The organism is uncultured Sphingomonas sp., assembly GCF_964244265.1.
Classification (GTDB): Bacteria; Pseudomonadota; Alphaproteobacteria; order Sphingomonadales; family Sphingomonadaceae; genus Sphingomonas.
Map to the genome: position 1 here is coordinate 47,974 of NZ_CAXTHV010000021.1, position 13,270 is coordinate 61,243.

Sequence of the window (13,270 nt, forward strand, 5' to 3'; positions counted from 1 at the left end):
GACGGAAATGGGCCAAACGCCGGAGGCGATCAATCAGGTGATTGCAACCGACGCTCCGACCGCGCATTTTGACGCAGCTTAACGGTAAGGGGGCAGGCGATGCGGCTCGACGATTTCGATCCGAACATCAACGTCGAGGATCAGCGCGGCGCGGGCGGCGGCGGGGGCAGCAGCGGCTTTGGCGGCGGCGGCGGCGGCGGCTTTCTTCCCGGCCTGGTCATCGGGTTGCTGCCGATGGTGTTCAACCGCTTCGGGTGCGGCGGCGTGGCGGTGGTGCTGGGCCTGCTGTTCTTCTTCGGCGGCGGGATGCAGATGCTCGGCGGCTTGCCGTCCTCCTCCTCTCCCGCGGTGACCGCGCCGGGCACGGCCGGCGGCGACGGCACCGCCGGCGGCGGCACGACGAGCGGCGCGACGGCCAGTTGCACCCGCGACACCGCCAGCAAGGCCGCCTGCGACGCCTTCAGTTCGGCCGACAAGACATGGGCGACGATGTTCCGCCAGCAAGGCAAGCAGTTCCGCGATCCCAAGCTGGTGTTCTTCGGGGGCCAGGGTCAGTCGGGCTGCGGCGCCGCGCAATCGGCGATGGGCCCGTTCTACTGCCCCGGCGACGAGGGCATTTATCTAGACACCAGCTTCTTCAACGAACTCGCCAGCAAGTTCGGCGCGAAGGGCGATTTCGCGCAGGATTACGTGATCGCGCACGAATTCGGCCATCACATCCAGAAGCTGCTCGGCATTTCCGACGGCGTCGCGCGCGAACAGCGCGCGGCCGGCGAAACCGAATCGAACAAGCTGTCGGTCCGCCTGGAGCTGCAGGCCGATTGCTTTGCCGGGGTTTGGGCAGCCCAGAACCGGTCGCGGCTGGATGCCGACGATCTGGCGGAGGGAATGAACGCCGCGCGATCGATCGGCGACGACACTCTGCAACGAGAGGCGCAGGGCCGCGTCGTGCCCGACAGCTTTACGCATGGTACGTCGGAACAGCGGATGACGTGGCTGAAGCGCGGCTTCGACAGCGGCGATCCGGCGCAGTGCGACACGTTTTCGGGCGCGATATGACGATCAAATGAGAGACGCGGCGTCGCCGGCCCTCAGTCGAGCCGGACGAGCCCGGCGGCAAAGGCGCGTTGCCGCATGACATAGCTTTCGGCCGAGGCGCGCAAACGGGCGATCTCGGCGGGAGTAAGACCGCGGACCGCCCGGGCGGGCGATCCGACGATCAGGCTGCCGTCCGGGAAGCTCTTGCCCTCGGTAACCAGCGCGCCTGCCCCGACCAGGCTATCGTCGCCAATGGCGGCGTGGTTGAGCACCGTCGCGCCCATTCCGACCAACACGTTACCGCCGATCGTACAGCCGTGCAGGATTGCATGATGGCCGATGGTGCAGCCGCGGCCGACGACCAGCGGCGCCCCAGGGTCGGAATGCAGCATCGCGCCTTCCTGGATGTTGGTGCGATCGCCGACCAGGATCGGCGTGTTGTCGGCGCGGATGACCGCCCCGAACCACACCCCCACCTCGTCGCCCAGCCGCACCTCGCCGATCAGATCGGCCGACGGCGCCACCCAGCTGTCGTCCGGGACGGCAGGCTCCTTGCCGTCGATCGCGTAAAGCGGCATCAGCCGGCCTGCTTGGCGCGCGCGCGGAACGCGTGGAGCAGCGGCTCGGTATAGCCATTGGGCTGGTCCACGCCCTCGAACACCAGCGCGCGCGCCGCCTGGAAGGCCAGGCCGTCACGGTTCAGCGGGCGGTAGAGCGGGTCACCGGCATTCTGCGCATCGACCTTGGCCGCCATCCGGTCCAACGCTGCGTCCACCTCGTCGGCGGTGCAGATGCCGTGGAGCAGCCAATTGGCAATATGCTGCGACGAGATGCGCAACGTCGCGCGATCCTCCATCAGCCCGACGTCGTGGATGTCGGGCACCTTCGAACAGCCGACGCCCTTGTCAATCCAGCGCACGACATAGCCAAGGATGCCCTGCGCGTTGTTGTCGAGCTCCTCACGCACTTCCTTGGGCGACCAGTTGCGCCCGGCGGCGAACGGCACGGCCAATAGATCGGCCAGCGCCGGCGCATCCTCGCAGGCGATCTCCTGCTGCCGGGCAAACACGTCGACCTGATGATAATGCAGCGCGTGGAGCGTCGCTGCGGTCGGGCTGGGGACCCAGGCGGTGTTGGCGCCCGAGCGCGGATGCGCGATCTTCTGGTCGAGCATATCGGCCATCCGGTCGGGCGCGGCCCACATACCCTTGCCGATCTGCGCCTTGCCCGAGAGGCCGCAGGCCAGGCCGATCCGGACGTTGCGATCCTCATAGGCCTTGATCCATGCCGCCGACTTCATCTCCCCCTTGCGGATCATTGCGCCCCCTCTCATCGCGGTGTGGATCTCGTCGCCGGTGCGATCGAGGAAGCCGGTGTTGATAAAGACGATGCGGTCCTTCACCGCCGCGATGCACGCGGCGAGATTGGCCGAGGTGCGCCGTTCCTCGTCCATCACCCCGATCTTGATCGTGTGCCGCGCCAGCCCCAGCAAATCCTCGACCGCGTCGAACAGACGGGCGGTAAAGGCGCATTCGTCGGGGCCGTGCATCTTGGGCTTGACGATGTAGATCGATCCAGCGCGGCTGTTGGTGACAGGGCCCAGGCGCTTCAAATCGTGCAGGCCGATGAGCGAGGTGAGTATTGCGTCCAGGATACCCTCGGGCGCCTGACCGCCGTCCGCCAGCAGCACCGCCGAGGTGGTCATCAGATGGCCGACATTGCGCACGAATAACAGCGCCCGGCCGGGCAGCGCCACGGTCGAGCTGTCGGGGGCCTGGTATATACGGTCCGGCGCCAGCCGGCGGGTCAGCGTCGCGCCGCCTTTCTCGAACGTCTCGGTCAGGTCGCCGCGCATCAGCCCAAGCCAATTGGCATAGGCCGCGACCTTGTCCTCGGCATCGACCGCGGCGACCGAATCCTCGAGATCCACGATCGTCGTCAGCGCCGATTCGAGGAGGACGTCGGCGATCCCCGCCGGATCGGTCGCGCCGATCGGATGATCCCGGTCGATCACAATTTCGATGTGCAGGCCATTGTGTCGGAACAATTTACCCTCACCCGTCTTGCCAATTGATCGCCGGCCGACGAACTGACAGACGTCCCGATCATGCCAGACCCCAGCTTCCTCCGGAGCGTCGAGGTGCGCCCATTTATAGCCGGTCAGCGGCACCGCCTCGTCGAGGAACGCCTTGGCGCGCGCGATCACCTGAGCCCCGCGCGCCGCGTCATAACCGCCAGGCGCCGTCGCCCCCGGCAGCACGTCGGTGCCATAGAGCGCGTCATACAGGCTGCCCCACCGCGCATTGGCGGCATTGAGGACGAAGCGGGCGTTCAGGCTGGGCACCACCAATTGCGGGCCGGCCATCGTCGCGATCTCGGCATCGACATTGCATGTGCCGATGGTGAAAGGCGTGGGCTCGGGGAAGAGGTACCCGATCTCGCGCAGGAACGCCTGATACGCTCCCTGATCGATCGCCTTGCTCTCGCGGTAGCGATACCAGCCGTCGATCCGCGCCTGCAGGTCGGCGCGCTTGGCCAGCAGGACGCCGTTCTCGGGCGCAAAGCGCGCATAGATGTCGGCAACCCCCGCCCAGAAAGCGTCGGCCCCGACATCTGTGCCGGGCAAGGCCTGCTCCTCGATGAATGCGGCCAGCGACATGGCGACCTTCAGGCCGGCGCGATCAACATACGCCTTGGTCATCTAGCTCACTCCAATGGTGTGGGGCCTCCGCCAGCCGACCGCCCGTTAACCGCTTTTCGCTGCGTCGCAACAAAGATCGGAACGTGGCAGCCGGGCGGCGGCTTCATTCCGGTACAGCGTCCACTTCGGCAACCTCCAGCGCGAGCGCGTCGATCCGGCGCAACGTAGCAACGAACCGCGCCACCTCCGCCGCGTCGATCCGGCCGAAGATCCGGCGCTCCAGTTCCAGCGCCTTGGGCGCGACCTGGGCGTAAAGATCGCGCCCGGCCCGGGTCGGCACAAGCAGGTGCGATCGTCCGTCCTGCGCGTTCCGCCCACGCGTCAGCAGCCCGCGGTTGACCAGCGCGATCGCCGCACGGCTGACCGTCACCTTGTCCATCCGCGTGCGCGCGCTGATCGCCGCCTGGGTGATGCCGGCCTCTTCCGCCGCCACCGCGATCAACCGCCATTCGGGGATCGAGAGGCCGAACACTACCTCATAGATGCGCGCGATCGAATCGCTGACCAGGTTCGACGTGAACGACAGCCGATACGGGATGAAGTCGTCGAGGACGAGGATCGACCGGGCCATGGAAGATGATAACAATTGACACAATTTGCGCAATGGCGCACGATAGTTTCATTGGATACCATGTCAGGGGAATGCCTGCGATGAGTACAATGGACGCCAATCCGATGGACCTGGACGGGTTCGAGTTCGTCGAGTTCACCTCGCCCGCGCCCGAGGCGATGGCTGATCTGTTCGTGAAGATGGGCTTTAGCCATGTCGGCAATCATCGGTCGAAGAACGTCCGCCGCTATGCCCAGGGGGACATCAACTTCCTTCTCAACATGGACGATGCTGGGCAAGTCGCGGGTTTTCGCAACGCGCATGGCCCGAGCGCCAACGCAATGGCGTTCCGCGTCGGCGATGCTGCCCGGGCGCTCAAGCTCGCCACCGAACGCGGAGCGGTGTCGGTCGAGGGGAAAATCGGGCCGGCCGAGCTCAACATCCCGGCAATCGAGGGGATTGGGGGCGCCAACCTCTATTTGGTCGACCGGCGTGGTGGCACGACGATCTACGACGTGGATTTCGATCCCGTCCCCGGCGCTAGTCCCGACGACCATAACGTCGGCCTGCACACGCTCGACCATCTGACGCACAATCTCCAGCGCGGCCGGATGGCGTATTGGGCGGATTATTACGAGCGCATCTTCAACTTCCGCCAGATCCGCTATTTCGACATCGAGGGCCAGGCGACCGGCCTGTTCTCGAAGGCGATGACCGCGCCCGACGACAAGATCCGCATCCCTTTGAACGAAAGCCAGGACGAACATTCGCAGATTGAGGAATTTATCAAGGACTATCGCGGCGAAGGCATCCAGCATCTGGCGCTCGCCACCGACGACATCTTCGCAACCGTCGACCGGCTACGCGCCAACGGCATCCGCTTCCAGACCACGCCGCAGACCTATTTTGACCTGATCGACAAGCGCCTGCCCGGCCACAACCACGACGTGGAGGAAATGCGCAAGCGCGACATATTGATCGACGGCGCACCCGAGACGGGCGGCGGGCTGCTGCTCCAGATCTTCACCGAAAACATGGTCGGCCCGATCTTCTTCGAGATCATCCAGCGCAAGGGCAATGACGGCTTTGGCGAGGGCAATTTCAAGGCGCTGTTCGAATCGATCGAGCTCGACCAAATCCGTCGCGGCGTCGTGCCGGGCGTGGAAGCGTAATGGAAAATCCTCCCTGGCCCGAGGAGGATTACATGGCCGGCTTTGGCAACCACTTCGCCACCGAAGCGGTGCCCGGCGCGCTACCGGTCGGGCGCAACTCGCCGCAGCAGGTTCCGTTCGGCCTCTATGCCGAGCAGGTATCGGGGACCGCCTTTACGGCGCCGCGTGCGGAGAACCGGCGGTCCTGGCTGTATCGCCTGCGCCCGACCGCCAACCATCCCGCCTTCGCGCCGCACGACAGCGCATCCCTCCTGAGGTCGGCACCGTTCAACGCCGTGCCGGCCAGCCCCAATCGGCTGCGTTGGGACCCCCTGCCCTGGCCCGACACGCCGGTCGACTGGCTCGACGGCCTGGTCACCTATGGCGGCACGGGCAATGTCGCGGAACAGACCGGGGTCGGCATCCACCTCTACGCCGCGACCTGCGACATGGACCGCGCCTTCTTCTCGGCCGACGGCGAACTGCTGATCGTGCCGCAGCACGGCCCGCTGTCGATCGTCACCGAGATGGGGCGGATCGACGTCGCGCCGCTGCACGTCGCGCTGATTCCGCGCGGGATACGGTTTCGCGTGGCGCTACCGGCGGGTCGCGCACGGGGCTATGTGCTCGAAAATTACGGCGCGCTGCTCCGCCTGCCCGATCTCGGGCCGATCGGCGCCAACGGACTGGCCAACCTACGCGATTTCGAAACGCCAGTCGCCTGGTTCGAGGATGTCGACGGCCCCCATGTCGTGATCCAGAAGTTCCAGGGCGGGCTGTGGCGCACGACGCTGGATCATTCACCGTTCGACGTCGTGGCCTGGCACGGCAATCTGGCGCCGTGCCGTTATGACCTGAACCGCTTCAACACGATCAACACGGTCAGCTTCGACCATCCCGATCCCTCGATCTTCACCGTCCTGACCTCGCCCAGCGACACACCGGGCACCGCCAATTGCGATTTCGTGATCTTCCCACCGCGCTGGATGGTCGCCGAGGACACGTTCCGCCCGCCCTGGTTCCACCGCAACGTGATGAGCGAGTTCATGGGGCTGATCGAGGGCGCTTATGACGCCAAGGAAGGCGGCTTCGCCCCGGGCGGGGCGTCGCTGCACAACCAGATGAACGGTCACGGCCCAGACCAGGCGAGCTACGACAAGGCCGTCGCCGCCGATCTGAGGCCGCACAGGATCGACCATAGCATGGCCTTCATGTTCGAGACGCGCCACATCGTCCGTCCTACCCGATGGGCAATGGCAACCCCGAATATGCAGCTCGATTATGACGCGGCATGGAACGGCTTTGAAAAGGCCAAGCTGCCGGGCTGACCCGCCCCGCCGCGACATTTCGCTCGGCAAGGCGACCGGCTCCGCGCTACAGCGGCGGCAATGGACCCGACCACCCCGCCCCGCGCCCGCGGCACGACGATCGCCCGCGGGGTCGTCGTCGGCGCGCTGGGCGTGCTCGGCCTGTGGGTCGTCCTGCCGTTCCTCCCGGCACTCGTCTGGGCGGTGGTGGTCGCAATCGCCGCCGACCCGCTGGTCAAGCGGACCGAGGCGCGCTTTCCCGGCCGGCGCGGCTGGATCGCGCTCGGCTTCACGCCGGCGTTCGCGGCGCTGGTGCTCGCGCCGATCGTGGCGGGTATCGCCCAGGCGGCGCGCGAGGCGCACGACCTCGCCGGCTGGATAGCCACCGCCCGCGCCAGCGGCCTGCCGCCGCCGGCCTGGCTCGCCACGCTCCCGGCCGGCAGTGCCGAGGCCACCGCCTGGTGGCAGGCGAACCTGGCCGACCCGGTCGCCGCCGCCGCATTGTTCCACAATTTCAACCATGCGCTGTGGAACGCGCAGGCCCGGTTGATCGGCGTCGGCCTGCTCCATCGGACGGTCATCTTTGCCTTCACCCTGCTCGCCTTGTTCTTCCTGATCCGCGACCGTGACGGATTGGTCGCGCAATGCCGGGTGGCCGGCGACCGGCTCATCGGCGCAGCGGGCGAGCGGATCGCGCGCCAAGCCGCGCTGTCGGTGCGCGGCACGATCGACGGACTGGTGCTGGTCGGCATCGGGGAGGGTGCGGCGATGATATTGGTCTATCTGGTGCTCGGCGTGCCCCATCCCCTGCTGCTCGGCGTCGCCACCGCGATCGCCGCAATGATTCCGTTCGGCGCAGCGGTGATGTTCGTGATTGCCGCCTTGCTGCTGCTCGCGCAGGGCGCCGCCGGCGCGGCGATCGCGGTGATGGCGATCGGCCTGACCGTGGTCGGGATCGCCGATCACCTCGTTCGCCCCGTCCTGATCGGCAGCGCGACGCGGTTGCCGTTCCTATGGGTGCTGATCGGCATCCTCGGCGGGGTAGAGGCATTCGGGCTGCTTGGGCTGTTCGTCGGGCCGGCGACGATGGCGGTACTGGTGATGCTGTGGCGCGAGTTCGTCGAGGGCAAGCCCCAGCCGGCCGCCTCCGACGACAGCAGCGCGGCATGACGAAAATTGGTTTCCGCGCGCCGGACGGTATCAGCCTCGCCGCGCATGCGGTCGGACCCGAAGAAGGCGCGCCGGTGCTGCTGCTCGGCGGCATCGGCCAGACGCGTCACAGTTGGCGGCGTACCGCGGAACGGATCGCGGCGAGCGGGCGGCGGGCCATCCTGCTCGACCTGCGCGGCCATGGCGAGAGCGGCTGGTCGGCGGATGGCGGCTATACCTTGCCGCGGCTGGCAGCCGACATCACCGCGGTGATCGCGGCGCTCGGCCGCCCGGCGGTGCTGGTGGGCGCGTCGCTCGGCGGCAAGGTCTGTCTGGCGGCGGCAGGCCATGAGGGGCCGGCGGTCGCGTCCGCGCTGGTCATGATCGACACCGTGCCGCGGACCAACGTGGCCGGCGCGAGCGAGGTGGTGAGCGCCATCCGCCCGCCGCCCGCGGGGTTCAACTCGCCCGACGACGCCGCCGCCGAGCTCGCTCGGGCGCGGGGCCAGCCGCTTCGGACGGGCGCAGGCGAGGCGATGCGGCGCAACATGCGCGTCGATGTAGCCGGGCGCTGGCACTGGCATTGGGATCCCGCGCTGCTCGACCGCGATCAGGGCATGCGAGTCGAGGATGCCTTGCCTTACCTGGAAGGTGCCGCCGCCCGGCTGCGGGTGCCGACGCTCGTCGCGCGCGGCGCGCTCAGCAAGGTGACCGACGATGCCGGCGTCGCGGCGTTTCGCGCGCTGGTCCCCCACGCCCGGGTGGAGACCGTGGCGAACGCGGGCCACATGCTGGTGGGCGACCAGAATGACGCCTTTGCCGCCGTCCTGGTGCGTTTCCTGGACGACGCGGTCCAACCCTGACCGGCGGTGGCACGATCATCCCGCGCAGTCACGTGTCCGCCATCAACCGATAGCCAATACCGAGTTCGTTGATCAGCATCGTGGGGCGTGCCGGATCGGATTCGAGCTTCTGCCGCAGGTTGCGCACGACGATCCTGAGATATTCGATCCGCCGGTCATGTTCGAGCGGCCAGGCCCGCTCGAGGATGCGGGCATGGGTCACCACGCGGCCGGGCGCCATCGCCAGCTGCGCGAGCACGTCATACTCCTTGCGGGTAAGGTGGACTTCGGCGTCGCCCCGGGACACGGTGCGGTTGGGAAGATCGATCCGCAGCTCGCCGGCGCGAACAACCGGCTCGCTTCCCTGCGCGCTTACCTTGTGGCGCAACGCCGCGCGAAGACGCGCGAGAAGCTCCTCGCCGTCGAACGGCTTGGTAACATAATCGTGGGCGCCCAGATCAAGGGCGGCAACCTTGTCGTCGGTTGACTCCCTGGCCGATATTACCAGCAGCGGGACCTTCGCCTGGCGCAGCAGGATCTGCACCAGTTCGAGGCCGTCGCGGTCCGGCAGGCCAAGATCGAGAAGGATCGCGTCCGGCTGCGCCCTGGCCGCCAGCTCCAGCGCTTCGCGGCCCGTCCTTGCCTCAATCACCTCATAGGCGGCACGCGTGAGCGTATTGTGCAGGAGCCTGCGGATATGCAGCTCGTCATCGACCACGAGGATCCTTTGTCCGCTCATTCGCCGACCTCCACCGAACTGGACACCAGCAGCTCCTCGGGGAACCGCAGGGAAAAGCATGCGCCCTGCTTGTCGCGTCGTCCGGACGCGACGACGCTCATCCCCATCGCCTCGGCAAACCCCTTGACGATGGCAAGGCCCAGGCCGGTGCCGCCGACGCTCCGGTCGGAGCCTTCCAGGCGGCGAAAGGTCTCGAACACCTCCGCCTCGCGCCCGGGGGGAAGACCGGGGCCCTCGTCGAGGACGGCAAGGGTCAGCTGGCCATAGCTGCGCTCCGCCCGCACGGTGATCGGCGTGCCCGGATCGGCATAGCGCCCGGCATTGTCGAGGAGGTTGAGCAGGCAGTGGTGGAACAGCTGTGGATCGACCGACACCAGCGGCAGGTTCGGCAGTACCTCGAGGTTGATCGGGTGGCCTTCCAGCGACCGGCGCGTGTCCGCCACCGCCCCCGCGACGGCGTCGGTAAGGTCCACCGGTTCGATCCGCAGGCGCATCGCGCCGGCCTCCACCCGCGCCATGTCGAGCAGGTTGGAGACGAAGCGATTGAGGCGCAGCGCCTCGCTTTCGATCATGACGAGGAGCGGGTGGTCGATCTCGCGGCGCAATTCGGCGGCACCCGCGAGGACCGACGTCAGCGGCGTTCTGAGATCGTGGCTGACCGACGAGAGCAGCGCCGACCGCAGCCGGTCGCGTTCGCGAACTGCATCAACATCGCGCATATCGGCCTCGAGTCGCAATCGCTCGAGGGCCAGCGCCGCCTGGTCCAACAGGCTGGACAGCAGCGGCAGCTGATCCGATCGGATCGGATCGCCACCGTCCTCGCGGGCGATGCCGAGGACGGCCAGCGTATGACCCCCCGCCTTCAGCGGCTGGAAAAGCCAATCCGACGCCGTCAGCGTGACCGAGCCGCGGCCCGCCGGCTGGCCGGTATCCTGGACCCACTGTGCCGCGGCGAGTTCCATCGTCTCCAGCCTGGTGTCGGGCGCGCTGGCGGCCTGTATCGCCAGTCCCGTCTCCTCCTCCTCCAGGATCACCGCGCGCAGCTCGAACAGCCGCGCGATCTCGGTGCAGATCGCCCGGCTCACCTCGACGCGGTCGCCGAGCGAGGTCAGCTGCCGCAGGAACCCGGCCAGCGCGGCGTTGGACCGTGCGCTCGAGGCAGCCAGGTCGGCCTGCGCCCGTACGCGGGCGGTGAGCTGGCTGGTGACCACGGCCACGCCGAGGAGCACGATGATCGAGACGACGTTCTCGGGATTACTGACGGTCAGGGTGTGGGTCGGCGGCAGGAAGAAGAAGTTATAGGCAAGGCTGGAGGCGAGACCGGCGAACAGCCCGGTGCGCAGCCCGAAAAGGCTGGCCGCCGCCATCACCGGCAGCAGATAAAGCAGCGCGACATTGCCCAGGTTGAGGATGTGGAACAGGCCCGATCCGACCGCGGTGACCGCCGCCACCATTGCCGTGGTCCAGGCATAGCCGGCGCGCGTTCCCCAGGCGGGCCGGCTGCGCGTCCGTCTGGCGGGGGCGACCGCCACCTCTTCCAGCGGCATGACGTGCACCGCGACGCCGGGGGTGCCGCGCACCAGCCGGTCGACTACCGATCCGTGGCGCAGCTCGAAAAGGCGCGAGCGCGCCGACTTGCCGACGACAAGCTGGGTCGCGCGCGCTTCGGTAACGTAGGTCTGCAGCCCTTCGATGACCGACGTCGCGGGCACGCTGATGACGCCGGCGCCGAGCTGGGTCGCCAGGTTCAGCACGGCGGCGAGGCGGCGATGGTCCTCGGCGCCGAGCTGGCGGCTGCGCGGCGTCTCGACATGCACCGCCGTCCACGGCGCGTGCAGCGCATCGGCGATGCGCTTGGCGGCGCGGACCAGACCCTCGGCGCCGGGAAGCTCGCTGACCGCGACGACGATCCGCTCGCTCCCGGCCCATGTCCCGCCCAGCGCGTTGGCACGCAGATGTTCCAGCATCTGCGCGTCCACCGCCTGCGCGGCGCGGCGTAGCGCCAGCTCGCGAAGCGCCGACAGGTTGGATTTCGAGAAGAAGTGGTTCAGCGCCCGCGTGGCCTCGTGCGGGAGGTAGACCTTGCCCTCCTTCAGCCGCTCGATCAGCTCGTCGGGGGGAATGTCGACGACCTCGATCTCGGCCATTTCGAGGATGCGGTCGGGCACCGTCTCGCGCACGCGGACCCGCGTGAACGAGGCGACGACGTCGTTGAGACTTTCCACGTGCTGGATGTTGACGGTCGAATAGACGTCGATCCCGGCGTCCAGCAGTTCCTCGACGTCCTGCCAGCGCTTGGGATGGCGGCTGCCCGGCGCGTTGGTGTGGGCTAGCTCGTCGACCAGCGCGAGCTGCGGCCGCCGCTCGATCAGCGCGTCGAGATCCATTTCGCGCAGCGTCCGTCCCTCATAGGCGATCTCGCGGCGAGGCATGATCTCCTGACCGTGGGTCAGCGCCTCGGTCTCGCGGCGGCCGTGCGTCTCGACCACGCCGACCACGACGTCGACCCCCGCCGCCCGGCGCGCCGCACCTTCCGACAGCATCTCGAACGTCTTGCCGACGCCGGGCGCGGCGCCGAGGAAAATCTTGAGCTTGCCCCGGCCTTCCTGCGCCGCCTGACGCAGGAAGGCCTCGGGGGCGGGGCGGTCGCGCTCGGCCGTCAACGACCCGGATTGGCGACCGCGGCGTCAAGCGCGCGGTTGAGCGCCAGCACGTTGACGTGGGGCTCCCCCAGGAAGCCGAGCAGCGGCGACTCGATATGGGCCGCCACCAGCGCGCGAACCTGAGCCTCGGTCAGGCCGCGAACCCGCGCCACGCGCGGAATTTGGGCCACGGCCGCTTCGGGCGACAAATCGGGATCGAGGCCCGAGGCGGAGGCGGTGACCAGATCGGCGGGGATGGGACCCGTCACGCCCTGGGACCGGCGCAGCGCGATGTCGCCCTTCATCCGGTCGACCAGCGCCTTCGAGGTCGGGCCCATGTTCGACCCCGACGAGGCGCTGGCGTCATAGCCCTTGCCGGCGGCGGACGGCCGCGAGTTGAAATAGCGGTCGCTGGTGAACGACTGGCCGATCAGCGCCGAACCGGTCACCACACCCTTGTCGACGATCAGGCTGCCGTTCGCCTGATGCGGGAAGGCGAGCTGGCCGATGCCCATCACGACTAACGGATAGACGCCGCAGGTCAGGACGGTGAGCAGCAGGGTCAGGACCAGAGCGGGGCGCAGCCCCGAGAGGAAATCCGAGCTCATGTCTTGATCCTTATGCCAGACCGATGCCGGATACGGCAACGTCGATCAGTTTGATGCCGATGAACGGCGCGACCAGACCGCCGAGCCCGTAGATGCCGAGGTTGCGGGCCAGCAGCGGCCCCGCCCCGATCGGCCGGTACGTCACGCCCTTGAGCGCCAGCGGCACGAGCAGCGGGATGATGACGGCGTTGAAGATGATCGCCGACAGGATCGCGCTGGTCGGCGTCGCGAGGTGCATGACGTTGAGGATCGCGAGGCCGGGATAGAGCACGATGAACATCGCGGGCAGGATCGCGAAATATTTGGCGACGTCGTTGGCGATCGAGAAGGTCGTCAGCGCACCGCGCGTCATCAGCAACTGCTTGCCGAGCCCGACGATCTCGATCAGCTTGGTCGGGTCACTGTCGAGGTCGACCATGTTGCCCGCCTCGCGCGCGGCCTGCGTGCCGGTGTTCATCGCCACGCCGACGTCCGCCTGGGCGAGCGCCGGCGCGTCGTTGGTGCCGTCGCCGCACATCGCCACCAGCCGGCCGCCGACCTGCT

12 protein-coding genes are annotated in these 13,270 nt (G+C 67.9%); 5 read left to right on the forward strand and 7 right to left on the reverse strand.

What is annotated here, in order from left to right:
- Positions 1-99: 99 nt before the first annotated feature.
- On the forward strand, positions 100-1,059 hold the full coding sequence (locus ACFE7K_RS10190) for a neutral zinc metallopeptidase (RefSeq protein ID WP_375398078.1): 960 nt from the start codon (positions 100-102) through the stop codon (positions 1,057-1,059).
- Between the two features lie 32 nt (positions 1,060-1,091).
- On the opposite strand, the gene ACFE7K_RS10195 is transcribed toward ACFE7K_RS10190, so the two are convergent.
- From ACFE7K_RS10195 to ACFE7K_RS10205, 3 genes are all read right to left on the reverse strand, one after another.
- Complete coding sequence (locus ACFE7K_RS10195; protein ID WP_375398079.1) at positions 1,092-1,616, reverse strand: gamma carbonic anhydrase family protein; 525 nt, start codon at positions 1,614-1,616, stop codon at positions 1,092-1,094.
- Positions 1,616-3,739, reverse strand: a complete 2,124-nt coding sequence (locus tag ACFE7K_RS10200; protein WP_375398080.1) for a malate synthase G — start codon at positions 3,737-3,739, stop codon at positions 1,616-1,618. Before ACFE7K_RS10200 ends, ACFE7K_RS10195 begins: the two co-directional genes overlap by 1 nt.
- A gap of 103 nt (positions 3,740-3,842) precedes the next feature.
- Positions 3,843-4,310, reverse strand: a complete 468-nt coding sequence (locus ACFE7K_RS10205) for a MarR family winged helix-turn-helix transcriptional regulator (protein WP_375398081.1) — start codon at positions 4,308-4,310, stop codon at positions 3,843-3,845.
- Between the two features lie 80 nt (positions 4,311-4,390).
- On the opposite strand from ACFE7K_RS10205, the gene hppD reads away from it, so the two are divergent.
- From hppD to ACFE7K_RS10225, 4 genes are read left to right on the forward strand one after another with little or no spacing between them, the layout of a single operon-like run.
- Positions 4,391-5,461 carry a 4-hydroxyphenylpyruvate dioxygenase gene (gene hppD / locus ACFE7K_RS10210; RefSeq protein WP_375398082.1) on the forward strand — a complete coding sequence of 357 codons (1,071 nt, stop codon included), beginning with the start codon at positions 4,391-4,393 and terminating at the stop codon, positions 5,459-5,461.
- Between the two features lie 32 nt (positions 5,462-5,493).
- On the forward strand, positions 5,494-6,768 hold the full coding sequence (gene hmgA, locus ACFE7K_RS10215) for a homogentisate 1,2-dioxygenase (protein WP_375398092.1): 1,275 nt from the start codon (positions 5,494-5,496) through the stop codon (positions 6,766-6,768).
- 60 nt (positions 6,769-6,828) lie between these two features.
- Positions 6,829-7,917, forward strand: coding sequence for an AI-2E family transporter (locus tag ACFE7K_RS10220; protein ID WP_375398083.1), 1,089 nt, complete (start codon positions 6,829-6,831; stop codon positions 7,915-7,917).
- A complete protein-coding gene (locus ACFE7K_RS10225; protein ID WP_375398084.1) occupies positions 7,914-8,759 on the forward strand; it encodes an alpha/beta fold hydrolase in 846 nt (281 codons plus the stop codon). The genes ACFE7K_RS10220 and ACFE7K_RS10225 overlap by 4 nt, the downstream gene beginning before the upstream one ends.
- A gap of 28 nt (positions 8,760-8,787) precedes the next feature.
- Here ACFE7K_RS10225 and ACFE7K_RS10230 read toward each other — a convergent pair whose 3' ends face one another.
- From ACFE7K_RS10230 to ACFE7K_RS10245, 4 genes are all read right to left on the reverse strand, one after another.
- The gene (locus ACFE7K_RS10230) at positions 8,788-9,477 is read right to left on the reverse strand and encodes a response regulator (protein WP_375398085.1); all 690 of its coding nucleotides are present in this window, start codon (positions 9,475-9,477) and stop codon (positions 8,788-8,790) included.
- Positions 9,474-12,140 carry a DUF4118 domain-containing protein gene (locus ACFE7K_RS10235; RefSeq protein ID WP_375398086.1) on the reverse strand — a complete coding sequence of 889 codons (2,667 nt, stop codon included), beginning with the start codon at positions 12,138-12,140 and terminating at the stop codon, positions 9,474-9,476. The genes ACFE7K_RS10230 and ACFE7K_RS10235 overlap by 4 nt, the downstream gene beginning before the upstream one ends.
- Positions 12,137-12,727, reverse strand: coding sequence for a potassium-transporting ATPase subunit KdpC (gene kdpC / locus ACFE7K_RS10240; protein ID WP_375398087.1), 591 nt, complete (start codon positions 12,725-12,727; stop codon positions 12,137-12,139). The genes ACFE7K_RS10235 and kdpC overlap by 4 nt, the downstream gene beginning before the upstream one ends.
- A 10-nt stretch (positions 12,728-12,737) precedes the next feature.
- Positions 12,738-13,270, reverse strand: a 533-nt coding sequence (locus ACFE7K_RS10245) for an HAD-IC family P-type ATPase (RefSeq protein ID WP_375398088.1), incomplete at its 5' end; no start/stop codon positions are given.

What these genes read in the sequence shown, in the direction of transcription:
- kdpC (WP_375398087.1), bottom strand. Translation starts at nt 12,727, where the DNA reads ATGAGCTCGGATTTCCTCTCGGGGCTGCGCCCCGCTCTGGTCCTGACC.
- ACFE7K_RS10230 (WP_375398085.1), bottom strand. Translation starts at nt 9,477, where the DNA reads ATGAGCGGACAAAGGATCCTCGTGGTCGATGACGAGCTGCATATCCGC.
- ACFE7K_RS10225 (WP_375398084.1), top strand. Translation starts at nt 7,914, where the DNA reads ATGACGAAAATTGGTTTCCGCGCGCCGGACGGTATCAGCCTCGCCGCG.
- ACFE7K_RS10190 (WP_375398078.1), top strand. Translation starts at nt 100, where the DNA reads ATGCGGCTCGACGATTTCGATCCGAACATCAACGTCGAGGATCAGCGC.
- ACFE7K_RS10200 (WP_375398080.1), bottom strand. Translation starts at nt 3,739, where the DNA reads ATGACCAAGGCGTATGTTGATCGCGCCGGCCTGAAGGTCGCCATGTCG.
- ACFE7K_RS10220 (WP_375398083.1), top strand. Translation starts at nt 6,829, where the DNA reads ATGGACCCGACCACCCCGCCCCGCGCCCGCGGCACGACGATCGCCCGC.
- hppD (WP_375398082.1), top strand. Translation starts at nt 4,391, where the DNA reads ATGAGTACAATGGACGCCAATCCGATGGACCTGGACGGGTTCGAGTTC.
- ACFE7K_RS10205 (WP_375398081.1), bottom strand. Translation starts at nt 4,310, where the DNA reads ATGGCCCGGTCGATCCTCGTCCTCGACGACTTCATCCCGTATCGGCTG.
- hmgA (WP_375398092.1), top strand. Translation starts at nt 5,494, where the DNA reads ATGGCCGGCTTTGGCAACCACTTCGCCACCGAAGCGGTGCCCGGCGCG.
- ACFE7K_RS10195 (WP_375398079.1), bottom strand. Translation starts at nt 1,616, where the DNA reads ATGCCGCTTTACGCGATCGACGGCAAGGAGCCTGCCGTCCCGGACGAC.